General features: G+C 42.2%; 20 protein-coding genes. 12 read left to right on the top strand and 8 right to left on the bottom strand.

The window, feature by feature from the left end; translation table 11 throughout:
• Window positions 1-113: 113 nt before the first annotated feature.
• The 3 genes from BMZ58_RS08345 to BMZ58_RS08335 all read left to right on the top strand — a co-directional run bounded on the left by BMZ58_RS08345 (window position 114) and on the right by BMZ58_RS08335 (window position 3243).
• The gene (locus BMZ58_RS08345) at window positions 114-1025 is read left to right on the top strand and encodes a diacylglycerol kinase (protein WP_075036098.1); all 912 of its coding nucleotides are present in this window, start codon (window positions 114-116) and stop codon (window positions 1023-1025) included.
• 187 nt (window positions 1026-1212) lie between these two features.
• Window positions 1213-2589, top strand: coding sequence for a 23S rRNA (uracil(1939)-C(5))-methyltransferase RlmD (rlmD, locus tag BMZ58_RS08340; protein ID WP_075036097.1), 1377 nt, complete (start codon window positions 1213-1215; stop codon window positions 2587-2589).
• Between the two features lie 30 nt (window positions 2590-2619).
• Window positions 2620-3243 (top strand): RQC-minor-1 family DNA-binding protein, encoded by a 624-nt coding sequence (locus tag BMZ58_RS08335; RefSeq protein ID WP_075036096.1) that lies wholly within the window; start codon window positions 2620-2622, stop codon window positions 3241-3243.
• Window positions 3244-3380: 137 nt separating this feature from the next.
• On the opposite strand, the gene BMZ58_RS08330 is transcribed toward BMZ58_RS08335, so the two are convergent.
• A complete protein-coding gene (locus BMZ58_RS08330) occupies window positions 3381-3680 on the bottom strand; it encodes a hypothetical protein (protein ID WP_244151517.1) in 300 nt (99 codons plus the stop codon).
• Between the two features lie 276 nt (window positions 3681-3956).
• Here BMZ58_RS08330 and BMZ58_RS08325 point away from each other — a divergent pair, with 276 nt between their 5' ends.
• The 3 genes from BMZ58_RS08325 (at window position 3957) to BMZ58_RS08315 (ending at window position 6933) form a co-directional block, all read left to right on the top strand.
• The gene (locus tag BMZ58_RS08325; protein WP_075036095.1) at window positions 3957-5207 is read left to right on the top strand and encodes a flavin-dependent oxidoreductase; all 1251 of its coding nucleotides are present in this window, start codon (window positions 3957-3959) and stop codon (window positions 5205-5207) included.
• Between the two features lie 12 nt (window positions 5208-5219).
• Window positions 5220-5513 carry a Dabb family protein gene (locus tag BMZ58_RS08320; RefSeq protein WP_075036094.1) on the top strand — a complete coding sequence of 98 codons (294 nt, stop codon included), beginning with the start codon at window positions 5220-5222 and terminating at the stop codon, window positions 5511-5513.
• Window positions 5514-5577: 64 nt separating this feature from the next.
• Window positions 5578-6933, top strand: coding sequence for an MFS transporter (locus BMZ58_RS08315; protein ID WP_075036093.1), 1356 nt, complete (start codon window positions 5578-5580; stop codon window positions 6931-6933).
• 73 nt (window positions 6934-7006) lie between these two features.
• Here BMZ58_RS08315 and BMZ58_RS08310 read toward each other — a convergent pair whose 3' ends face one another.
• From BMZ58_RS08310 to BMZ58_RS08300, 3 genes are all read right to left on the bottom strand, one after another.
• Window positions 7007-7525: a hypothetical protein gene (locus tag BMZ58_RS08310; RefSeq protein WP_075036092.1), complete on the bottom strand. Its 519-nt coding sequence runs from the start codon at window positions 7523-7525 to the stop codon at window positions 7007-7009.
• A 326-nt stretch (window positions 7526-7851) separates the two neighbouring features.
• On the bottom strand, window positions 7852-8307 hold the full coding sequence (locus BMZ58_RS08305; RefSeq protein WP_075036091.1) for a hypothetical protein: 456 nt from the start codon (window positions 8305-8307) through the stop codon (window positions 7852-7854).
• A gap of 187 nt (window positions 8308-8494) precedes the next feature.
• Window positions 8495-9151: a DUF4396 domain-containing protein gene (locus tag BMZ58_RS08300; RefSeq protein WP_075036090.1), complete on the bottom strand. Its 657-nt coding sequence runs from the start codon at window positions 9149-9151 to the stop codon at window positions 8495-8497.
• 332 nt (window positions 9152-9483) lie between these two features.
• Here BMZ58_RS08300 and coxB point away from each other — a divergent pair, with 332 nt between their 5' ends.
• The 3 genes from coxB to BMZ58_RS08285 are packed head-to-tail and all read left to right on the top strand — an operon-like array spanning window position 9484 to window position 14281.
• Entirely contained in the window at window positions 9484-10182 is a 699-nt protein-coding gene (coxB, locus tag BMZ58_RS08295) for a cytochrome c oxidase subunit II (RefSeq protein WP_075036089.1), read from the top strand.
• 19 nt (window positions 10183-10201) lie between these two features.
• On the top strand, window positions 10202-12691 hold the full coding sequence (locus BMZ58_RS08290) for a cbb3-type cytochrome c oxidase subunit I (RefSeq protein WP_075036088.1): 2490 nt from the start codon (window positions 10202-10204) through the stop codon (window positions 12689-12691).
• Window positions 12692-12703: 12 nt separating this feature from the next.
• Entirely contained in the window at window positions 12704-14281 is a 1578-nt protein-coding gene (locus BMZ58_RS08285) for an FMN-binding glutamate synthase family protein (RefSeq protein ID WP_075036087.1), read from the top strand.
• Window positions 14282-14621: 340 nt separating this feature from the next.
• On the opposite strand, the gene katG is transcribed toward BMZ58_RS08285, so the two are convergent.
• Window positions 14622-16856 (bottom strand): catalase/peroxidase HPI, encoded by a 2235-nt coding sequence (katG, locus tag BMZ58_RS08280; protein ID WP_075036086.1) that lies wholly within the window; start codon window positions 16854-16856, stop codon window positions 14622-14624.
• Between the two features lie 597 nt (window positions 16857-17453).
• On the opposite strand from katG, the gene BMZ58_RS08275 reads away from it, so the two are divergent.
• Window positions 17454-18755 carry a hypothetical protein gene (locus tag BMZ58_RS08275; RefSeq protein ID WP_244151516.1) on the top strand — a complete coding sequence of 434 codons (1302 nt, stop codon included), beginning with the start codon at window positions 17454-17456 and terminating at the stop codon, window positions 18753-18755.
• A gap of 47 nt (window positions 18756-18802) precedes the next feature.
• On the opposite strand, the gene BMZ58_RS08270 is transcribed toward BMZ58_RS08275, so the two are convergent.
• Together BMZ58_RS08270 and BMZ58_RS08265 are read right to left on the bottom strand one after the other, a co-directional pair.
• The gene (locus tag BMZ58_RS08270) at window positions 18803-19987 is read right to left on the bottom strand and encodes a cation:proton antiporter (protein WP_075036085.1); all 1185 of its coding nucleotides are present in this window, start codon (window positions 19985-19987) and stop codon (window positions 18803-18805) included.
• Window positions 19988-20460: 473 nt separating this feature from the next.
• A complete protein-coding gene (locus BMZ58_RS08265; RefSeq protein WP_075036084.1) occupies window positions 20461-21627 on the bottom strand; it encodes a DUF4317 domain-containing protein in 1167 nt (388 codons plus the stop codon).
• A gap of 129 nt (window positions 21628-21756) precedes the next feature.
• On the opposite strand from BMZ58_RS08265, the gene BMZ58_RS08260 reads away from it, so the two are divergent.
• Window positions 21757-22257 (top strand): hypothetical protein, encoded by a 501-nt coding sequence (locus tag BMZ58_RS08260; protein WP_075036083.1) that lies wholly within the window; start codon window positions 21757-21759, stop codon window positions 22255-22257.
• 59 nt (window positions 22258-22316) lie between these two features.
• Here the strand turns inward: BMZ58_RS08260 and BMZ58_RS21065 are convergent, their stop codons facing one another.
• The gene (locus tag BMZ58_RS21065) at window positions 22317-22490 is read right to left on the bottom strand and encodes a hypothetical protein (RefSeq protein ID WP_167360053.1); all 174 of its coding nucleotides are present in this window, start codon (window positions 22488-22490) and stop codon (window positions 22317-22319) included.
• Between the two features lie 298 nt (window positions 22491-22788).
• On the opposite strand from BMZ58_RS21065, the gene BMZ58_RS08255 reads away from it, so the two are divergent.
• Window positions 22789-24990, top strand: a complete 2202-nt coding sequence (locus BMZ58_RS08255; protein ID WP_075036082.1) for an ATP-dependent helicase — start codon at window positions 22789-22791, stop codon at window positions 24988-24990.
• Window positions 24991-25180 lie beyond the last annotated feature (190 nt).

Genomic DNA, 25180 nt, shown 5'->3' with positions numbered 1-25180 from the left:
GCTTTCGTATGGTTTGGGACTTCCTATCATATAATATATAAATAGTTTGCAATTTCAGGAAAACACGCTATGATGTAGAATGGAACACGCTTGGAATAAAAGGGGGTCATCTAATGAAACGTGCCCGAATTATATATAACCCGACCTCTGGAAGAGAAGTCATACGTAAGGTTCTCCCGGACATTCTGCAACGATTCGAACAGTCCGGATATGAAACATCCGCCCATGCGACCACATGTGCTGGCGATGCCGTCAAAGCCGCTCAGTATGCTGTCGATCGTAAGTTTGACGTCGTGATCGCAGCCGGAGGAGACGGAACCATAAATGAAGTGATCAATGGACTTGCCGAGCAACCTCACAAGCCGAAACTCGGTGTTATTCCAGTCGGGACAACTAACGATTTTGCCCGTGCATTGCACATACCAAGAAACATCCATAAAGCTGTCGATATTATTTTAGAAGGTTATACTCATGCCCTCGATATCGGCCGCGTTAATGACCAGTATTTCATGAACATTGCTGGTGGAGGGAAAATCACCGAAATTTCCTATGAAGTGCCAAGTAAGCTGAAGACGATGATCGGTCAGCTCGCTTATTATTTAAAAGGAATCGAAATGCTGCCTTCTATCCGACCGACCCGGGTGGAAATGGAATATGATGGGAAATGGTATGAAGGCGAGATCATGCTTTTTCTTGTCAGTAATACTAACTCTGTCGGTGGGCTGGAAAAATTAGCTCCCTCAGCACGCATGGACGACGGCCTTTTTGATTTGATGATCATTGAAAAAATGAACATTGCCGAATTTGTCCGGCTGGCCACGCTCGCTATTCAAGGCAACCATCTAAACCATCCGAAGTTCATTCACACAACGGCTAGCCGGGTGAAAGTAAAGACAGATGAGAAGATGCAGCTGAATATTGACGGGGAATTTGGTGGATTATTGCCCGGGGAATTTGTCAATTTGTACAAGCACCTGGATTTTTTTGTCCCGGAAGACAAGTTTAAGGAAGAAGAAGTGGAATAATGGGGAGCGCTGCTGTGGATGACAGTGGCGTTCTTTTGTTTTTTAGTGCCTAAGACCACCGTTTCTGAAAAAGAAAAGCATTTTTCAGCTCCGTTGTTCTTATGCTTGTCGCAGCTATCAGGGCGACTTCGCACTTAAGGATATGATAAACTACGTATAGAGTATATATAAAAAGGACGGATGAATGATGGCGAAACCAAAACCGCCGGTGCAGAAAAACCAGACGATTGAACTCAGCTTTGAAGATTTGACACATGAAGGTAATGGGGTAGGGAAAGTCGATGGCTATCCACTTTTCGTACCGTATGGCCTTCCTGGTGAAAAGGCTGAGGTGAAAGTCATCAAAGTGAAAAAGAATTTCGGGTTCGGCAAGCTGATCAATGTCACAGAAATGAGTGACGATCGCGTAGAGCCGCCTTGTGATGTTTTCTATCAGTGTGGCGGCTGCCAGCTTCAGCACATGAGTTATCAGATGCAGCTTGATATGAAGCAAAAGCAAGTGAAAGACAACATGAAAAAAATCGGACACTTGGAACACGTCCCCGTCCATCCAACCATAGGGATGGATGATCCGTGGCGCTACCGTAACAAAGTGCAAATTCCTGTAGGTCAAAAAGATGACGGGGAGCTAATGACAGGTTTTTATCAAAAGCGAAGTCATAACATCATCGATATGGACACTTGCTTGATCCAGGATGAAATGAATGACCGCATGGTGGAAACTGTCCGTCGTATCGCATCCAAGCACGGTATTGATGCTTATGATGAACAAACACACCGTGGCGTCTTAAGGCACATCATGGTACGGACTGGTCAGAATACGAAGGACATTATGATTGTCATCGTAACGAAAACGAAGAAACTTCCACACAAAGACAAAATGATCGATGAAATCCGCGATGCCTATCCGAATGTGAAATCAATCGTCCATAACGTCAACAGTGCAAAAACGAACGTGATCCTGGGGAAAGAAACGAACATCCTTTGGGGAGATGAATATATCTATGACACAATCGGCGACATCAAATTCATGATTTCCCCAAAATCGTTTTATCAAGTGAACCCCACACAGACGAAAAAGCTTTATGACCAAGCGCTTGAGTACGCTGATCTAAGAGGTGGCGAAACCGTCATTGATGTATACTGCGGCATCGGTACCATTTCATTATTCCTCGCACAGAAAGCGAAGAAAGTATATGGAATTGAAATCGTGCCGGAAGCTGTTACAGATGCAAAGAAAAACGCCCGCCTAAACAAAATGGAAAACGCCGAATTCTATGTCGGACAAGCCGAAGAACTCATGCCATGGTGGCGCAACCAGGGGCTACGCCCAGACGTCATCGTTGTCGACCCGCCACGAAAAGGCTGTGATGAAGAACTGCTGAAAGCGATGCTCGATATGGAGCCAGAGCGAATCGTTTACGTATCTTGTAATCCTTCCACGCTTGCTCGTGATTTAAGGGTATTGGAAGATGGCGGATATGAAACGAAAGAAGTCCAGCCTGTCGATATGTTCCCACAGACAAGTCATGTGGAGTGTGTGACGTGGTTAGAGAATAAATAGTATACTAAATAATTCGGAGGTGTGTGTCCAATGACAACTACTCCATTAAATCACAAAGAAATAAAGATTATCCTGGCTACAGCAGATTCAATTATAGCTCAGGGTGGAAGGACACAACTTGCCAAGATACTGAAGGGATCAAAGGAGAAGAAGTTGTTGGAGCTTGGTTTGGATAAAAATCCTGGCTATGGTTTTTATAAAGACGAAGGCCTTGATGACATTACAAAAAAGATCAATTGGATGATTAAACGTGATTTTTTAGAACTCGAAAAATTCGGGAGGCTTCCTTTGATTGTTTTCACTGACAGGGGGTGGCTGATTCAATCTGATCAATATGCAGATAAATTGATTCGTGAATGGGAAGAGTGGCTCGAACAAGGAAAACAGAATCCGGATATGACCTACCTGAAGGATCGGAACAGACAGATGATTCTCTTAATGCTTGAAAAAATCAAAGAATCTCGCAACAAAGCGTTCATTCCTTATTTACAACTATGGGGAGAAGTAGATTATAAAAAAGTTCGTGCGGCTATTCGAGAGACGATAAGTGTACTGGAAGGCAACGAACCTTTTGATGACTCGTTTCTAATAGAAAGAAAAGAGCAGATTCAGAGAGCATTAGAGGGTTGTTGGTGGTACGAGGTTCTAGGGTAGGTATATAAATGATGGATAGTTAGTCTACTTGAGATATTAAAGTGTTCATCGACATTACACTTATGCTTTTTATATTTTAATGCCTGCCCCACATTGTTAAAGAATTAACGGAGTGGGGCAGACACCATCAAAAAGGCTTACTTCAAATTTCTATGGCTTATTAACTCAGATACAACAAAAGCGAGGTCGTCATTTCCATAGAGAGACAACACTTCAAGCAAAGTCTCAGAATCAATGTGATCGGACTCCTCTTTCGGGACGGTCAACTCCAAGGCATCGACCAGTTCTTTATTTTTATCCTGATATGGATAGGCTTTTTTATAAATGGCTACAGGGTCCAGTTCATGATTGATACACCACTGGGCAAAAAGCAAAATCATCATTTTTTCGCCTTTTTGATAATTACGAATAACTTCTTCTTCATTGCTCCGGTCCACACAGCATACCTCCTTTGTGAGTGGCGCACGTTTTTATGTCGTTTACCCTCAGCAGTAGTCTTCCCCATACCATGATAGCAGATATCTATTAAAGTATGGTCTGTTGTCTCATGTCGCGTTTAGTTGTTTTTGCTTTATTGGTAGAAGTCAGGCACTGGGACTCCATACAAGTAAATTTAATATTGAAATCTTAATTTTTTATGTAATAATAGTAAAACAGATTAAATTGTTAGAAAAAATACAATATTATTATTTTTTAACCAGGGAGGAATCGAGATGTCTGATACCAGGACGGCGATGATCGTCGGCGGGGGGATAGGCGGACTTGTTACTGCTCTTAAACTTCACCGCGTTGGCGTGTCAGTGCGTGTCTTCGAAAGTGTAGAAACAATTAAAGCGTTGGGAGTCGGAATTAACCTTTTGCCTCATGCGGTGAAGGTTCTGACGGAATTGGGTCTGGATGATGAGCTTAAAAAGATAGGGCTTCCGACTGCAGAGCTTATGTTTGTGAATAAGTTCGGCAAGAAGATTTGGCAGGAGGATCGAGGGCTGAATGCCGGCTATCATTGGCCCCAATATTCAATCCATCGCGGCCGCCTGCAAATGCTTCTACTGAAAGCAGTCAAAGAAAGGCTTGGTGAGGATGCGGTTTATACGGGTCATCATTTGACTTCATTTAGTATGTTCGGTAACAAGGTAACCGCTCATTTTATAAATAAAAAAACAGGGGAACAAGCAGGTACATATAGCGCTGATACAATGATTGCAGCGGATGGTATTCATTCGGCTGTCCGTAAATTCTACTATCCAAATGAAGGGGAGCCGAAGTTCAGTGGCAGGATTTTATGGCGTGGTATCACAGAATCCACTCCTTTTCTGACAGGAAAGTCAATGATTATGGCCGGTTACCAGGATCAAAAGTTTGTTGCCTATCCAGTATGTCCGGATGCACATGAAAAAGGAAGGTCTCTTGTCAATTGGATTGCTGAACTGAAAGTGGATGACGGATTGGTTTCACGGGCAGATTGGAATAGGGAAATTGATAAGGGGAAATTTGAGCCTCATTTTGCTGGTTGGGATTTTGGCTGGCTGAATGTACCTCAATTGATTGATGAAACAGATGCTGTCTATGAATTCCCGATGGTGGACCGTGATCCGGTACCTCGGTGGACATTCGGGCGTGTAACGTTGCTCGGAGATGCAGCTCACCCTATGTACCCGATTGGATCAAATGGTGCATCACAGGCAATTCTTGATGCTGATGCTTTAGCACATGCCTTAGTAGAACAGCCGCATACAGAGGCTGCATTAAGAGCATATGAATATGCGAGGTTGGAACCAACAGCCAATATCGTTCGGACAAATCGTCAGAATGGGCCAGAAATAGTGATGCAGATTGTCGAAGATCGGGCACCTGAGGGTTTTGATAAGTTGGACGATGTGATTTCGTATGAAGATCTAGAGGAAATTGCTAATAAATATAAAAAACTTGCCGGCTTCGACCGGGAGACATTAAATAGTAAATAGGGGAGTGCAACTATGATAGAACACATTGTATTGGTCAAGTTTTCTCAGGAAACAACAAATGAACAAAAGCAGGAATTGATCCGCAGGACACTGGAGTTGAAAAATATTATCCCGGGAATCGTTGATATTCAGCAGGGGATCAATTTTTCCAATCGCAGCCAGGGGTATGAAGTAGGACTGACGGTGCGGTTCAAGGACAGGGAGGCCTTGGAGACTTATGGCCCACATCCTGCCCATCAGGAAATTGTTTCTTATTTGAATAACATTGGCATGGAAGACAGTGTTATTGTAGATTTTGAAATATAGGTTTATTTTAGTTTTGTACTTTAGCGCTTAAACGCGTTAATTTGATTTTGATAGGGGGGATTCCATGAAAGCTATACATGCAGGAAAGATTATTGATAATAGCCGTTTTAGTTCCTTCCATTTTTCTATTATTTTCTGGTGCTTCTTCATCATTCTTATGGATGGATATGATGTGGTCATTTATGGCTCCGTTGTACCTTCATTAATAGAAGAGTGGAATATATCTTCCGTGACAGCAGGGGCAATCGGGAGCTATACCGCTGCTGGCACGGCTGTTGGTGCTGTGTTTTTCGGATTATTGGCAGATAAACTTGGCCGGAAGAATGTCATCCTGCTATGCACCGTCCTATTCAGTTTATTCACCGCACTGTCGGCATTTTCTGCAGGACCAACGATATTTACGGTCTTCCGGGTTATTGCGGGATTGGGGCTTGGTGGTGTTATGCCGAACGTTATCGCACTATCCACGGAATATGCCCCGAAAAAAATCAGAGCTGCTATGGTTTCCTTTATTTTTTGCGGGTACTCGATCGGAGCTATTGCGGCAGCCCTGTTCAGTAAATCCATTTTGCCTTCGCTTGGCTGGCAGCCGGTTTTCTGGATTGCTGGTCTGCCGTTATTGCTGATCCCTTTTATAGCAAGAAGTCTTCCAGAATCAGCAAGCTTCTTGTTAGCCAAAGGGAAGGAAGAAAAGTTGAGGGAAACCCTGCAAAGAATCGATCCAGAAATACGAATGGATGACAGAACTTCCTTTGAAAAACCTGAGCCTGCAAGGAAAGGACTTCCATTGGTGAAACTTTTTGAAAAGAAACGTGCCATCAGCACAATTATGTTCTGGATTTCGTGTTTTTCCTGTTTTGTACTGATTTATGCGATGAATACTTGGCTACCACAACTGATGATAGATGCGGGATACAGTTTAAGTTCGAGTTTAGTGTTCGTCGCTATGATGAATGTCGGTGCCATCGTCGGCACGGTGGTTTTTGGAAGACTGGCGGACAAGTGGGGCTTTAAAAAAGTGATGGTGCCTCTTTATATTGTCGGGGCGATTGCACTAGCCAGTATTGGACTGACGCAGAAGCTTATATTGGCTTATCTGTTAATAGGGATGATCGGGGCTGCATCTGTTGGTGTCCAGAATATTAGCAATGCCTTTGTTTCCCAATACTATCCGCCTTCCATGCGTTCCACCGGTATTGGTGCCGCAATGGCCTTCGGGAGGGTAGGCGGCATCTTCGCTCCTACGTTTGTCGGTGTTCTGTTGACGTTGAACATGTCTCCCCAGGTGAATTTCACTGTTATCGCCATGGCCGCCGTCCTCGGAGGAGTATCGATTCTGTTTGTTCAGGAAAAACATGCCTATTATAACAGGGAAAGTGAATCTCATAAGGGGGACACTGAAAGGAAAGAAGTGGTGTGAATTTAGAAGGTATTAAAAACAAGCTGGGTTATTGCCCAGCTTGTTTTTTAATACGGAAAGCTCTATTTCTTTGTCACATGTTAAACATGTTTTTGAATGTCTGAAAAGTTTCTTCCTGTTTCTCTCGTGAACTCTCAGGAGCCGTGTTTTTAATGAATTTATCCATTAAGGCAATGTAACGATTGAGAAGCATTGTTTGCTGCAGGGCCATATGTATATGAATATTACGGACATTTTCAGCTTTCATCCTTAATCCTGAATTGAAATTTTTATTCGCCATTGTTTCCGCAGAGGTTTTGAGTTCTGTTAATATATTCTCTTGACTCATACCTAAGGAGATTTGTTGACAGTCTATCTGAACAGGTTCCCACTTGTGTAAATCTTGGATGCCGATGGTTTCATTTTGAGCGGGATTCATAAGTGCAATCATTACTTTCACATGGTTCTTCATGATCATGTATTGCTCTGTCGCAACCTGTTTGATCTCCGGTTCTTGGATGCTGCAAATGAAAGTGGCTAATTTATCCAATTCAGCTTTATGAACGGTCAAGTGTTCTGCCATTAAACTTAAGTCGATCATTTTTAGAATCATAACTGTCATCCCTCCATATCTTTATATTTATTTCTTTCATAAAAAATAATGACTGGAGGTACCAAGTAACAATATGGCATTTGAATGAGAAATAGCGATGTGTGCTCTCAGGAGGGTTTTATCTATAAAAGGGAGGTTTGAAGCTTGCAAAAGGAAAGGTAACATAGAAAGGTCAAAACGTTGTATAAAAGGTTAACTGAATAATTACAAGGAAAAAGGCCCAGCTGTTATCTTCTTGACTGTTGGAATTTGGAATGGAATATCTGAAGGTGAATAAATAAGGCAGCCTGCGTGTTATTTTTTTCTGGTTAGTGATAAGCCTCAAATTATTTATTACGGGAAGTAATTAAGCGGATGACAATGATGAAACCTAAAATTAATATTGGCCAAAATTCTCTGGTTACAATGGAATAGGAGAAATTTCTATCGGTTATAGGAAAGAATAGGTGTGCTCCATTTCCAAGAAAGTCTATTAAGATACCACCAATCAATAACACGCACATAATTCCGATCCATTGCATAATAAAAGATTCTGTAATCATTTTTCTTGTCAACAAAGCAATTCCTGCACCAATAAAGGGTACAAAAAATAGCGAATGAGTAAAAATAAAACCAAACAGTTTAGGGATATCTAATATAAAAACCAATAGACTGCCTAATAGGATAATGGATAAGCGCCTTTTTACAGGAAGTTTACTCCCAAAGAAAATATCTATTATTAAGGCACCTGCTAATGCATGGAGTAAACTGGAAGGGATATGATCGATTATCATCTGTAGCATGTTGGTCATCCTTCTTTCTTACATAGGTATGGTCAGTGATATATGGACTTTTCGGAATTCATTTCATTGTAGAAATAGAAACCTGAGGGGGACATAGAGTGGGAGAAAACAGGGGGAATAAAGAGAGGTTGGATAAACACTACAGACCAATGAAGAGGAACAATCAGCTCCCTGGCCGGTCAGGGAGCTACATAGCCTCTTTTATACCTTTTCTTACAAGCCACCAGTTAGGCGGGAAACTAACCAGGAAGCCGATAATCATCGCTATTTGCATCATAAACCAGTACGAAGGTTCACTAGGGTTAGGAGGATTCGTGAATAATAGATAGTGCACAATTGCCATCCAGCCGAACATACCGATTTGAAATGTGATTACGGATAAGGTATCTGCCTTAATGGATTTCTTAAAGGATTGCATTACTCCTTGGTCCTTATCCATTGGATAAATCGCGAGGAATTGGAACGCGATACCGAATAGATAGGCTAAAATGAATTCCACCAGATAGTGGGCAAACAAGGTAGAACCTGCGATCGCTATTCCAGTCATCGCAACAATAGGGACACCTACTATATCTCCGAATGTACATCCACCGGCACAGTGACTGGCGGAAACAAAGACTTTAGCAGATTTGTTCCGATCATCCTCTTTGTTAGCATCTTTGGCTTTCAAACGACCCCATTTGAAATATGCCCACACAGCAAAGGGGCCAAAGAACCAACCATTGATTGGCCAGACAATATTCATGATTCTCATCATTTGTGGATGTCTGATGACATCAATTGCAATAATGATAGTGCATATGATCCCAATAGCTAATGCTATCCACGATATAGTAGTTAACATGCAGTCACTCCTTTCTGTTTTTTATTGGTGTACCCGTTACTGTGTAAGATGAAAACATAAAGTATGGTCCTTACTTAAGATGCAGGATATAAGTTACTAACAAAAGACTACTTCCTTTACCGGGAAGTAGTCTTTTTCGATAACTAGTAGTGTTGCGGGAGTCAGACACCTAAAAAGAACCAAAAATTTAAGTTTTGTTTATAGTTGTCAGGGTAAAGACCTATGTTGCTAAAATACTGTATTTAAATATGAAAGAACTCGGAAAAGAAATGTTTTACCATGTCTGGAAGCAATTATGAAATTATTGAATCAATAGGGAAGGAGATGGCTTTATGGGAATTCGCTGGGCGCCACTCATCGTTCTACTCATGCTGGTGAGTGGGTGCGGGATACGAGTGCTCGACCCGCAAAGTGATACGGCGAAAGTTCAAACGGAGCTGATTTATTTTAGTTTCGGTATTATGGTGCTCGTGCTGCTAACCGTTTTCGGTCTTATGGCAAGGTTCGTAAAAAAGTATCGGGATGATGGTTCTAGTGATTACCTCCCCACCCAAACCGAAGGAAATAAGAAACTAGAAATCACTTGGACCGTAATACCGATTCTGATCGTTATCATTCTAGCTGTGCCGACAACGATTGTCACAATGAATCAATCCCCGAATAGTGAGGCGATAAGTACAGCTGAAGATTCCACTGGCGAAGAAGTACACGTGAGAGTAGAGGCTGAACGGTTTTCCTGGACTTTTCGTTATGAAAACGGCAAAACTTCAGAGGATTTGTATTTGCCAGAAGGCGCTACGGCAGTTCTAACACTAAGATCCAAAGATGTCATCCACTCTTTCTGGGTGCCATCGTTAGGCGGTAAAGTTGATGTGCTTCCTCATAAGGACAATGTCTATGAAATCGAAAATGTGGAGGAAGGTGTCTATCTGGGCAAATGTGCCGAATTCTGTGGTACATATCATACGAAAATGCGGTTTACTACGCATGTCGTTTCAGAACAGGAATACCGTGAATGGTTAGAAAATTGATGAAGGAAGGGGGATAAGCATGCTTTTTGGAATTTCCAAAGATACGCTATATCAACAGTCTGATGTCATACTCGCTTGGATTGTAACGCTCCTTGCAGGGGGGTGGCTATTGTATTACATTACTAAAAAAGAGAAATGGCCATTAATCATGGATTATATTCAATCAACGAATCACCGAAAAGTCGGGATCATGTATATGTTGAGCGGCCTTCTGTTTTTCTTCAGAGGGGGGATGGATGCTTTATTAATTCGTACTCAGCTCGCTTTTCCTCAGTTTGAATTTTGGGTGATCCAGGGGGATAAATATAGTGGTGTGTTCACCACACATGGGACGGTTATGATTTTCTTTGTGGCAATGCCATTATTGATCGGTTTGATGAATATTGCGGTACCGCTCCAGATTGGCGCGAAGGATCTTGCGTACCCCTTTTTGAATTCACTCAGTTTTTGGTTGTTTTTCAGTGGGGCGGTCTTATTTAACTTATCGTTCTTTTTTGCAACACCTCCTTCGGCTGGCTGGACGGCCTATGCCCCTTTATCACTCGATGAATTTACAAAAGACCCAGGAAACTCCTTTTATATTTTCAGTATTCAAATTTCTGGACTAGGTACATTACTTACGGCGGTTAATATGATTTCGACGATTATAAGACATCGTGCTCAAGGCATGAAGTATACGAGAATGCCATTGTTCCCGTGGGCGACCTTAATCACCTCTTTCTTAATTTTAATTGCCTTCACTGCCTTATCGTCCGGTCTGTATTTATTGATGTTTGATCGGTTATTTGGTACAACCTTTTTCATGGGTGAAGGGGGAAATCCGATTTATTGGCAGCATTTATTTTGGATCTTTGGTCACCCTGAAGTGTATATTTTAGCACTGCCTGCATTCGGTATTTTTTCAGATGTCATCTCAACGTTTTCTAAAAAAGTGGTTTTCGGCTATACAGTCATGGTCATTTCAATAGGACTAATCGGATTATTAGGCTTTATGGTATGGGTCCATCACATGTTCACAGTGGGTCTTGGACCGATGGTGAATACTTTTTTTGCGATTACGACGATGTTAATTGCTGTACCTACAGGGATAAAGGTGTTCAACTGGTTATTCACAATGCGTGGCGGGCGGATTCAAGTGACGACGCCGATGCTATTTGCCCTTGGTTTCATTCCTACCTTTGTAATGGGGGGAGTGACCGGGGTCATGCTGGCCATTCCCGCTGCAGACTTTCAATTTCATGATAGTCATTTCGTCGTTGCCCACTTTCACTACACTATCATTGGGGCAACGGTGCTGGGGATTTTTGCAGGGATGTACTATTGGTATCCGAAAATGTTCGGGAAAAGTCTTGATGAAAAACTTGGGAAATGGCATTTCTGGCTGTTCGTTGTCGGTTTCCATTTAACGTTTTTACCGATGCATTTCTCTGGCCTCCAGGGAATGCCGAGAAGAACGTACACCTATATAGCAGAGGATCAAGTGTTCACCTTTAATGCAATGAGTACGGTCGGAGCTTTCTTGATGGGCGTTGGCATGCTGTTTTTCGCTTGGAATATTTACCGTACTCATAAATCATCTAAGGAAGTTTCTGCGGACCCATGGGATGGACGAACACTGGAATGGGCTGTATCTTCCCCTCCATCTGAGGAAGCATTTGAGAGACCGCCTGAAGTTTTTGCTTCCGATCCGTTGTGGAAGTCGAAAATGGGAGAAAAGGAACTCAAGTTTATAAAAAGTACTCGCCCTGGCCCTGTTGCGACGAATAGCTTTATTCCGATCTTATTCGCTGGCGCCTTGTTCCTGTTCAGTATGGGAATGATATATCAATGGTACTGGCTGGCTGCTGTATTTGCCATAGCGGGCTTTGGTTTATTGTTTCTACGTTCATTTTTGGACGAGCGTATCGAGCATTATAAACAAAAACGCTATAAGCCAGAGGATTTGAAGAAGCTCTTACACGATAAGCGTACAGGATTCTTTAGTTATTTGGTGATCGACTCGATCATGTTTTTAATTCTTTTTACTACTTATGTTATGTTCACCCCTGCTCCGACAGGTCCAAAACCAGAAGAAGTTTTTGAGGCCCGGACCCTGATTATTTCTTCTTTATTTTTGTTACCGAGCAGTTTGACAATGCTTCTTGCCGAGTACGGTTTAAAAAAAGGGAAGAAGGGTGCGTTAAGAGCTGGAGTTTGGCTCACTTTACTCCTTGGCATAGGGTTTTTAGTAGCAGAAGGTCACGAATTTTATACGTATATTCATGAAGGCTACTTGATCGATTCTAATGTATTCATGGCTTCTTTTTACGTACTTGTCGGGTTGCATTATTCCCATGTACTTTTCGGCGTAGGGTGGTTATCAAACCTGCTGATACAGCAAGGTTTCCGTTCCTTGCCGGAAGGTTTGTATGAAGAGAAGCAGACGATTTTTAGTTATTATTGGCACTTTGTCGATCTGATTTGGATTTTTATTATCGGCATTGTCTATCTACCATATTTAATCAGTTAGGAGTTGAACAGTTTGGATAGCGTACTTTTAATCATTTTAATCACTCTATTCGGGCTATTCACCTTCATTCCGCTAATTCTAGTCTTTTGGTTGTATGTTCATGATGAAAAGCAAAACGAACATTCTGTATTGCAAAACTATCCATTGTTAGGGAAATTCCGTTACATCATTGAGAAAATGGGGCCGGAGTTCCGCCAATATTTATTTCATAACGACCGTGAAGGAAGGCCGTTCAACCGTAAAGAATTTGAATACGTCAATAAAGCGGGAAAGTATAATACGCGAATGATGGGTTATGGAGCGGAACGGGACTTTACCCAAGACGGCTGGTTTTTAGTGAACGATATGTTTCCAGTTCAAGATGAAGAATTACGAGTGGATAAAAGTGAAACAATTAAGACGAAACTTTACGAAATAGATAAAGAGCAACTTTTTAAACGAAAAGAACATCGTTTCGAATCAGAGCTTGACCCTGTTTATTTACATGACGATGATTGTGTAGTGCTTGGGGAGCATACGGTCGATCAGCCTTTTCGTTTGAAGGGATTGATTGGTCAATCTGCCATGAGCTTCGGGTCCCTTGGTGATCATGCCATTACAGCGTTATCGAAAGGACTCGGACGTGCGGGCGGCACATGGATGAATACTGGTGAAGGCAGTGTATCCCCTTATCATTTGAAAGGGGACGTAGATATCATCATGCAGATCAGTCCAGGCCTGTTTGGTGTTCGTACAAAAGACGGGGATTTCTCCTGGGAAGCCTTTAACCATAAGGCATCGAATGAACAAATCAAAGCATTCGAACTGAAGCTAGCGCAAGGCGCTAAAACTCGTGGTGGCCACGTAGATGGAGATAAGGTTACGGAGGAGATTGCAGAGATACGAAAAGTCGAGCCGGGAGAAGATATTGATAGTCCAAACCGCTTCCCCGGGATCGATACCCCTGCTGAGCTGCTTCACTTTTTGGATGAGCTGAGATCTGTTGGTGGTAAACCTGTCGGGGTGAAAATTGTGGTAGGTAACGAACAACAGGTAGAACGGTTGATTTCAACTATGGTGGAGGAAGACATTGTGCCTGACTTTATTACGATCGATGGAGGAGAAGGGGGAACAGGAGCCTCGTATTATGGCCTTGCTTATTCTGTGGGCTTGCCTGCTTTCTCTGCCATTCCGATGGTAGACGACACCTTGAAAAAACACGGCATCCGAGAACGCACAAAAATCATTGCATCAGGTAAACTGCTGACACCTGACAAAATTGCGATGGCGTTATCTTTGGGAGCGGATTTAATTAATATTGCACGCGGATTCATGATGAGTGTTGGCTGCATCATGTCCCAGGTCTGCCACAAAAATACTTGTCCAGTAGGAGTGGCGACCACGGATGATGAACTACAAGAGGCCCTTGTTATCGAAGAAAAAGAATACCGGGTGACCAATTACTTGATTGCATTGCGCCAAGGATTATTCGATCTGGCAGCAGTGGCTGGACTAGATTCACCGACAAAATTCAAGAGGAGACATACGGTCTATCATTCGGATTTTCGTAAAGTGATCAATGAAGGTGGGGAAGTGGATAGTAGAGTGTAAAGGCAGAATGCGGCTAGTAATACTACGCCGTAAAGAGGAAGCGGCGAAAGGAAGTATTTTAGCATATGAAAATGCAGAAACTGTCGAATAAATTAGGAAGAGTAATAGAGATGGATGAATGAAAGAAAAGCAGGAGGCTGAAACCAGCCTCCTGCTTTTTGAGATTCTACGAAATAAAATAATAATTGTGGATACCTATATTTATTTGGGTATCACCGAGCTTTAGCATCCAGTCACTCGCGCCGTTAGCAATCCGTCTTGTGGAGGAAGGGAAGATCACCTTCCTACGGGCTGTTTTGCTGAGGTGTTCCGTTTCTATTGAGAGGATTGTGCTATTGATTTATGCGTTATGGTACATCAAATCTTTGTTCTTCTTCAAATCGAAACGGTCCGCGTTCATCACTTTCACCCATGCGGCTACGAAAGCGAGAACAAATTTCTGTTTGTTGTCGTCTTGAGCATAAACTTCGGCAAGTGAACGCAGGACAGAATTGGAACCGAAGACAAGGTCGACGCGTGTCGCTGTACGAACGAGTTCGCCTGTTTGGCGATCGCGTCCTTCATATTCGTTATAGTCAGATGGTTTCCACTCAATATTCATATCCAGCAGGTTGACGAAAAAGTCGTTGGTCAGTGTTCCGACTTTGTCTGTGAATACGCCGTGTTCTGTTCCGCCATGGTTTGTCCCAAGGACGCGCATTCCGCCGACAAGGGCAGTCATTTCCGGTGCGGAGAGTCCTAAAAGCTGTGCTTTATCTACGAGGAGTTCCTCTGGACTCAATGTGTATTTTTTCTTCTCATAGTTACGGAATCCATCAGCCATCGGCTCCAGGACTTCGAAGCTTTCTACATCTGTCTGCTCCTGGGTAGCATCTCCGCGACCAGGGGCAAATGGAACAGTGATATCGACTCCGGCATCTTTGGCTGCTTTTTCTACGGCTGCACTACCTCCAAGGACAATCAAATCAGCCAGGGATACTTCCTTATCAAGGTCATTTTGAATGTCTTCATAAACAGAAAGCACTCTTGAAAGCTGTTCTGGTTCGTTGACTTCCCAATTTTTCTGAGGCTCCAGACGGATGCGGGCACCATTGGCACCACCACGATTATCCGAGCCGCGGAACGTGCTGGCAGAAGCCCAGGCTGTTGTCACAAGCTCACCAACAGTTAACCCTGTATTAAGAATTTTTTCTTTCAAGTCTGCGATTTCAGTGTCTGTCAAATCATAATCAACCGATGGAACAGGATCCTGCCAAATTAGATCTTCTTCGGGAACTTCAGGTCCGAGATATCTATCTTTAGGACCCATGTCACGGTGAAGCAATTTGAACCATGCGCGTGCAAAAGCATCTGCGAATTCATCTGGATTCTCATGGTAATGGCGTGATATTTTTTCATACTCAGGATCCATGCGCAAGGCCATATCGGCTGTAGTCATGAAAGTAGGAACTTTGATAGTTGGGTCTTCAGCGTCCGGTGCAAGATCTTCATCTTTAGGGTTTACCGGTGCCCATTGATTGGCGCCTGCTGGACTCTTCGTAAGCTCCCATTCATAGCCGAATAAAAGATCATAATATCCGTTATCCCAAACTGTCGGATTGGCAGTCCATGCTCCATCAACGCCACTCGTAATTGTGTCACGGCCTTTTCCGCTTCCATGAGAGCTCTGCCAGCCTAAGCCTTGAGCTTCAATGGGTGCCGCTTCTGGTGATGGTCCTACTTTTTCAGGATCTCCTGCACCATGGGCTTTACCGAATGTGTGGCCACCGGCAATAAGGGCAACTGTCTCTTCATCATTCATTCCCATGCGGGCAAATGTTTCACGGATATCGCGGGCACTTGCGAGTGGGTCGGGGTTTCCATTTGGTCCTTCAGGGTTTACATAGATCAGTCCCATTTGAACGGCCGCAAGTGGGTTTTCCAGCTCCCGGTCCCCGGAGTAACGGTTGTCACCGAGCCATTCCTTCTCCTGACCCCAGTAGATGTCTTCTTCCGGGTGATAAATATCTTCTCGTCCCCCTCCGAAACCGAATGTTTTCAATCCCATCGATTCCAGCGCAACATTACCTGTCAGGAGAAGAAGATCGGCCCAGGAAATCTTGTTGCCATATTTCTGTTTGATCGGCCATAGCAATCGGCGGGCTTTATCAAGGCTTGCATTATCTGGCCAGCTGTTCAGTGGGGCAAAACGCTGGTTACCTGACCCACCGCCGCCACGTCCGTCACCAGTACGGTAAGTTCCGGCTGCATGCCATGACATACGGATAAATAGTGGTCCATAATGTCCATAGTCTGCCGGCCACCAGTCTTGACTGTCTGTCATCAAGTTATGAAGATCCTGTTTCAAAGCCTCATAGTCCAGTTTTTCGAACTCTGCAGCATAATTGAAATCTTCCCCCATTGGATTCGTTTTTTTATCATGCTGACGTAAAATGTGCAAATTCAGTTGGTTTGGCCACCAATCTTTATTGGTTGTACCGACTTTTGTAGTCGTAACAGCACTTTCTTCCTTAGTTTTCCCGTGGGATACTGGGCATTTCCCAGCTTGGCTATCATGCATTTCATTCTTGTCCATTTGTGATGCCCCCTTGTTTAATTGTGAAAAAATTATAATTTATCTTAGATTATAATTATAATAAAAAAGTCCATGCTTGGAAAGAAAGACGCACTAGTTTTCAAAAAAATTATAGAATGAGAGAGTCTTCTTGATTCTAATTCATTAGATATTAAAATAATGAGGGAGCAGTAGAAAATCAGCTTACTGTCCACATGTTTCCCCTTTAAAAATAGGGGTCCTGTTATTTTTAGAGCATCCCGGGAAACGGAATGCCCATGTCTTGGAGCCTTATCATGTATCTTAAGGGATTATCTGTAATCGATTTGAAGGAAGGTCCGGTGTTAAGAAATACTCGTCTGGAATTATACGCAAGATAGTGGGAGTTAAACACAAATACCCAGGTCATGAGCCTCGATATTTTTTGCCTTTTAGTCAAGTGTGGATCATTGAAAAATCCCCCATTAGTGTATAGGATAGAATCATTGATTGTATTACTTAGAAGCACGCCAAACAACTATGAAAACCGTCTCACTAGATAGGAGAATCGATGTGCGCCATATATCAAACTATTTATACATATTTTATTCATTTGTTTTTATCCTGAATGTTGTTCATGTGTTTTGGAATAACTCCATCTTATACTCTATCATCGGGATTTTTGGAATTGTGATGACGGCAATCAGCTTTCCGCGTGCAACCCGGGTGTTTAAAATTCTTGGAATCGTTCTCTTGTCTGTAGGGACCTTTTTCTTTATTTCCAGTGAAGCAACTGTTGCAGATATTCCAGTGTTTTTCGCGGGTAACATTGGACTTCTTTTTCTCTTGTCGATGCTTCCATGGATGAATAGTGTGGTGAAGGCGGGGAGGTATAATAAACTTCTTCAGTCTCTGCTTGGAAATAATGCAAAAGGGTTAGGCTCCTTGTATGTGCGCAGTGAGATTACAATGGTATCGCTTGCGGCCTTTTTGAACTTGTCATCAGCTACGATTTCACAGGATTTGTTGAAAGAACAATTGAAGGATGTAAAAACGAAGGTAAAGAACAGCTTTATTTTGATGGCGACCTTGCGTGGTTATTCCCTCGCACTGCTTTGGAGTCCGCTTGAAATTTTGCTCGCCACTTCGATTTTCATTACAGGTGCAAATTATTTAGAAGTATTGCCCTGGATGTTATTGATTGCAGCTCTCGGTATCTCCATGGATTCTTTGGTTGGAAAAATGATGTTCAGGAAATATGAGATCGAGGCGCCTCCGTCTATGGAAAAAGGGGCAGGGCAAAGCAAAAGCAAGCTCATCCAATTCATCATTGCACTGGTACTCTTTTTATCTGTTGTCGTCTTTTTAGGCAATGTCATACAACTGGACTTCTTGTTTGCCGTCACTATTTCTATTTTTCCGTTCGCTTTAGGGTGGGCGGTACTTGCAAAACGTAGAAAGAGCTTCATGAAAATCGGCTGGCCGACATGGAAATGGAAAACGAATAATTTGAGCAATTTCATCGTCTTGTTGTCAACGCTCTCTTTTTTTACAGGGACATTAAATGCATCTCCCTATTTAAAATACTTACAAGACCCTCTCGTTTCTCTTGAAGGAAGTCCGCTGTTGATCATGCTGTTCATTCAAGCTGCTTTTTTAGGATTGACGATATTAGGTGTCCATCCGATTGCTACGATGGGGATATTCGGTGGTGTCAGTGGATTGTTGACCGGGGCTTTTCCCCCTGTGACGTTGACGGTTCTTCTTTCAGCCTGTGCGATTGCCACCGTTCCATCCGCTCCTTATGGTTTGATCGTCACGATCACTTCTGTGGCTTTACGGATGAATCCGTACCAAATTGTTTTGAGAAATCTACCATATAGTGTCTTGCTAGGTTTTTTAGGGATAGGGGTAGCATTATTAACCTTGTTGATTTATTAACGCTGATCGAGAATGTCTCGATCAGCGTTTTTTATGTCGAACTAGGTTTATAGAAGTTTTTTCGATAATGGATAAACGCCTAAGCTTTGAATGACTAGTGAAATCAATACCGTTGTAAAGGCTAACGATAATAACATTTCATTGTCGCCTGATTGTTTGACTTGAAAACTTAAGATAAGAAAGACAGACATGGTGCCTTTGAGGCCGGACCATGAAATCATGGCTGATTCCCGCCAGGAAATACTATTCCGCCACCGTGGAAAAAGAGCTGTACTGCCTCCGATGATGAGGAACCGGACGACTAATGATAGTAGAAATAGGAGGGAAGCGAATCCCCAAGCAGGTGTGCTTAAATGTGGAACAGCTACAATGCCAATCAATAAGAACAGTAAAGAAAGCGCAGAAATTTCTACAATCCCCCAAAAACCATCCAGTGACTCTTTGAAGTGTTCCTCTTTAATCGTCCTTCCGTATTCGAAGGAGAGCATGAGACCAGCTGATACTGTTGCAAGAACCCCGGAGACCCCAACCGTTTCTGCCAAGTTAAAGGCCCCGTAAGCAAGAACAATACTTAACATCACCTGGTATTCTTTGTTATGCGTGTAGTGAATCCCCTTACTCACTAACCAGCCAAAAACAATGCCTAAAGCGGCTCCACCTAAGGAAACAACTAAAAACTCCTGCATGAAAGAGAGAATTGAGAAATCATGATTGCTGGTGAAAATTCCTAAAAGCACCGTAAATATAACGATACTTGTCCCGTCATTGAGAAGGGATTCTCCTTCCACGACATCCGCTATTTTTTCGTCCCCCGTGGAGTTTTTCAAAATAGATACGACAGAAACAGGGTCCGTCGGAGTTAAAATGGAGGCGAGTAGTAAACCACCAATCAAAGAGAGGGATAGGAAAGGCCCGCTGACAGCATAAGCAACTCCCCCTAAAATCCCAACCGTCAACAGAATCCCGATGGTAGCGAGAAAAAGGATTAACCCCATATGTTTCTTAAATTGATCTGCCGGAAACTGGTAGGCAGAAATGAACAATAGGGCAGGAAGAAAAACATGATAAATCATATGCTCTGTTACTTCTATGGAAGAGAAATAAGGGATGAAAGATAAACCGATCCCAATAAAGATAAGAACGGTCGGCACAGGTACGTTCTCTTGTTTTTTATCGAGAGTAAAAATAAAGAAACCGATGAATAATAATAAAATTCCTTGTGTGATAGACAACGTAATCCCTCCTTTTGTTAAAGATAAGAAAAAAATCGACGACTTTGGAGAGTTTTTTTTATAACCTCCTTCGGCCACCAAATAAGACGTAAATAACATGTCTGGAGAAAGGTTACCTTCCTCCAGGCGATTGGTTCTGCATGCTGATTCTTTATGCACGACATGTGTTTTTAAGTGTATGTTTCCTTCTTAACCTCTGGAAAAAGTAATTAAACTTCTTTGGGGAAGGCTTATACTATGCGATGGTCAAAGAAATCAATGAAATGGAGGTCGTGAACGCTTTTGATGTTCCTGCAGAAGAATAGTGGAAATATGGTACGGGGCACCGTTAAGGTTTTACGTGGATCATGCATGTACTTTGGAACCGGCCGGCAGACAGGGGGAGGGGTTGTTATTCAGGCATGCTTACAAAATTAAAGAAAAGCCCATACATTCTCTCGTACAGGCTTTTCTTAATAGACAGTTAACTTCCACTATTCTCCGAAAGCTTCTGGCAGCATCTTGAATCCTTCAATCTCTGCATCCTCTTCGATTTCGATCATAATACAACGTTTCCCTTTGTAATTGACCTGCCTGACATACTCCAAATCCTGAGGACTGATGGAGATGTTGGCGACCTTCGTGTTGATTTTAATGGACTTTGATTTATATTTTGGAACAATGCTGCTTGCTTTAAGCTCATACCCTTCGTTGTCTGTGATCTGCTGGAAGGCATGCTTCACTTTTTCTCCTTCCACCTGTTCACCACTTTGATTCAAGACACGTTCCACGTCGCGGTAATCGAGTTTTGGTGGTTCGTCTTCTTCATTTTCTTCGACAACACGGTTAATCTCCCCATAAACACTAGCGAGGGTAGAGGGGTTGAGCTGGTCACCGACGACATCACGAATGACTTCCTCGAACACAGCTTTGTCTTCTTTTGCTGTCATAATTTCTTCGCCGTTTAGTACGTCTTCAATAAATCGATAGTCTGGTTCGTTTGCTTTTCCGGCTGCGTAGAGCACATGGTTCACATCGGAAGTACCTTCTGTAATCGCTGGAAAAAGGAAGCCTGTCATCGGATTTTTCAGGTCTATGATGGGATCGACTTCAATTTTGTATTTGAATTCTTTTTCGACATAATCGAATTGGATTTCTTTTTTAGGTTCTTCGGTTTTGTTGATGCTGCAAAGAATAAAAGGATTGGAATAGACGGCATCGCGTCCACTTTCTTCTGATTCTTCGCTGCGGCGCCGTGTCGGTTTCATGTATTCGGCCCTAATGAAGCTGATAACTACATCTGTTTCATAAGGATGATCTTTGATGATTTTTTCTGTCATCAACAGCATCTGATCTTTCCAATCATCGACATGGTTGCTTAACAGGCCCTTATGTAATATAAGCTGACTATGATCTTCTGCCTCACGCTGGAATTTCAGTTCAAATAATTTCTCATCGAGCTGACCTGTCAGCAGCTTTTTGAAATTGTTCATGAAAAGCTCCTGTTGATCTTTGTCGAGTAATTCAAATGGCTGGCTCTGGTGATGATAGATCTCTGTACTTTCCTTCATTATATAGACGTTGAAGATGTTCGAGATCTTCAATAAGTCATTTTCCACTTTCAATTGTCTGCGGATGCCAGCTATGTCTTTTTTGTCCATCCATCGTCACTCCTATGTTGATGTATCGTTTTCTTGATTGTTTTATTTTAACATAGAGAAAATAGAAACATCTCACGGAAGGAAACAAAAGAGTCCCTCTTTACGTAAAGGGAAAGAGGTGGTGACAGAATGAAATGGACTATTTATCAGTTATTAGTAATGATAGGTGTGACCTTCTTCATGTGGGGTATGGAAAATATCAATAATGAAAATTTGATAGCACAACCTCCAGGTGAGTGGACAGCTGTCAATTCACCGCTGTTGACTTTTTTGGCAACCGGGTTATTGATAACTGGATTTTACTTTATTTTCTTATTCGAGGTGAAAAAGAAAAAGAATAGATTTCAACATCCCGTTTGGATCTACATGCCTCAACTTTGTATGGCGATTGGGGGTGTATCATTCGTTCTTTTCTTAATAGGGGGTACGATAGGCCCGCTTGGAGGGTGGGTCGAACAGATGCGTTCACTCCTTTATCTAATTCTGGCATATTTTCTCTTTTTGATTTTTTTATTTATTTTTTCTTTTGAGCACAAACGGAACCGGTCAGCACAAGCAACGGAAAAGACCATTCACTTAACGTTCTTTTGGACACTGATGTTGTTTTTTGGACTGTTTTTCTTATTTTAAGATAAAGCTTCTTAGCGGATACAAAAAGGATTTCTTCGTAGTGAAGAAATCCTTTTCAGTTAATTATCTTGCTTAGCTTTTTTGGATTTGCGGGCCCGTTTTGCTTCTTCTTTATGTGCCTTGTTGGCTGCAGCACTTCCGAATTCTTCTGAAAACTCAGTATCCGCTTTTTTCGGGTCAAAACCCTTCTTATTCTTTTGTTGTGGATCGTGTTTCTTCGTTCTCTTCGCCATATGTGGCCACCTCCTTTTCAATCCTTAGTATGAAACATCATAGAAATTCTCATGTGTAAGAGAAGAGAAAATCATCTAGAATCAATCGCTCATCGAAGGTATAATAAAAGAGGAAAAAAAGACTGGGTGGAAGAAGCTGGGCATGCTTCTTCCATCTGTTTTTTCTTAAACTGATAAATTTTTGAATTAAACAATGGGACAAATGTAGTAGCGACATTCACCACCAGTGTTCCTGTCAAAAAAGGGACACTGGCGCTTTTAAAATTAGATTCGACTAAAAGGAAAGAGGAAGACGATCATGAATTTCTTTGAACAAATGGAAAAACAAACCGGTGTCCGCCTGAATGAGGTCCAAAAACAAGCAGTCCTGCATACGGATGGACCCCTGCTTCTTCTTGCATCGCCAGGTTCAGGGAAAACGACGACGTTGAATATGAAAATCGGTTATCTTCTCCTCGAGAAAAAGGTGAAAGCCGACCGCATCATGGCAATCACATTCAGCAAAGCCTCCGCACAGGATATGTCAGAGCGCTTTGATCAATTTTTCTCTAATATCACAAACGAAAAAGTCCATTTCTCGACGATTCACAGCTTCGCTTTCAAAGTAGTCCGTGAATGGTTTAGAAACAACAGACAGGACTTCCAATTGATCGAGGGGAATATTAGTGAGGAAGAATTGAAAAAAGGCTGGAACGGTCCGGACATTCCGTTACACAAAAAATTCATTTTGAAAAAACTATATGAAGATACCAATGGCACGCAAATGACGGATGATGAAATAGATGAACTGATGACGTATATCAGCTTTGTCAAGAACCGGATGATCGGGCAAAAGGAGCTTGCTCAAGTTCCGTGCAACGTCAAAAACGCCAGTTCCATCTATCAGTCCTATGAGGGCTTTAAGGAAAACCATCACGGCAAACTGTTGTTGGATTTCGATGATATGCTGACATACTGCCACCGAATCTTGCTGGAGGATGCAAAGATTTTATCCAATTATCAACAACAATATGCATACATTTTGACCGATGAGAGTCAGGATAATTCAGTTGTTCAGCATGAAATTGTCGAGCTATTATCCAAACCGCAAAATAACCTTTGTGTGGTGGCTGATGATGATCAGTCCATTTTCATGTGGAGAGGTTCCGATGTGACGAAACTATTGCAGTTTGAGAAGACGTATCCTGATGGTGCGGTGATGACAATGTCACAAAATTACCGTTCATCCCAAGAAATCGTCAAGGCTTCGAATCAGTTCATCAAGCGTAATAAAAACCGTTATGAAAAGGAAATGTTCACAGACAATGCCTCTCACAAACCGGTCGAGCTGAAGTCTTTGAGTAACTATGAAGAGCAATTACAGTATGTGTGTGAGGAAATAAATAAGAGTGCGCCTGGCGAAGAAGTAGCGGTTTTGTATCGGAACAATTCTTCGGCAGTCCCGCTTGCAGATAAGCTGGACAAAGCGGGGATCCGTTTTTATATGAAAGACATTGATGCAAAGTTCTTTAAGCACTGGATCGTTGAAGACATGCTGAACTTTATGCGTTTTTCATATAACGATCGCCGTGTCGATATTTTAGAAAGAATTCATACGAAGTTCAATGCCTATATATCCAAACAACAAATTGAATATTTGAAAAAGAAGAACGACCAGACGTCCGTCTTTGATACGCTATTGAAAAGGGATTTGCCTGATTATCAGTCTAAAAACATCAAGCAAGCGAAGAAGTTGTTTAAAGATATCAATGAAATGCAGCCAGCCAAAGCAATCCGCACGATACGCGAAAAGCTCGGGTATGACCATGCGCTCAATAAAATGTGTGAGAAATTCGGATTCAACTCTGAACACCTCTTCAGCATTTTAGACACACTGGAAAAAATAGCAGAAGGTCTCGGCTCTCTCAAAGGCTTTGCAGATCGCCTAAAAGAGTTAGAGACCCTGATTCAAACATCGAAGTTCAATAAACATAAAAGTTCCCTCACTCTGACAACTTTTCATAGTGCCAAAGGGCTGGAATATGACAAAGTCTATATGATCGATCTCATCAATGGCGTCATCCCCTCCAAGGATGATATGGAAACCTACCGAAATAAAGATACAGGGCCTATGGAAGAAGCTGTACGCCTTTTCTATGTAGGGATGACAAGAGCGAGAAAGAATCTTGAGTTATTAACTTACAACTATAAAGGAAAAGAACGGGTGACAGAATCCATTTTTGTCATGAACGTAAGAAGGATTGTCCAGCCTGCGGGTGAAAAGAAAAATTCTAAGAAGCGTAAAAGACCGACCGCTGATTTATCTGATGAAAGTCTTCTGACGATCGATGAAGTGGAGCTAGGGAAGATGGTTGAGCATCGTACATTTGGTGCTGGCGTCATTAAAGCATATGGAGGGGACCAAATCGGAATTCAGTTTGCGGAGACTGGTTATAAAGAGTTGTTGTTAGAGGTTTGTCTGGATAATGGATTGCTGCGGAAAGCTAAGGAAGAAGTATAAAGTCAGTCTCTCATGAGGCTGGCTTTTTTGATTTCGAAATCTTCAATTATTGGAATGATGGAATCGCCGACAACATTGACTGTTTTCTACATCGTGTCTCTTCCTTTCATATTAAGAAAAATAGAAATCGGAATAACCACACTCCAATTAGGTATCAAGTATTTTTTATAAACAATTGTCATGTTATTTA

Source organism: Halobacillus dabanensis (assembly GCF_900114165.1).
GTDB lineage: Bacteria > Bacillota > Bacilli > Bacillales > Halobacillaceae > Halobacillus > Halobacillus dabanensis.
This window is presented reverse-complemented; position numbering and strand designations above follow the sequence as displayed.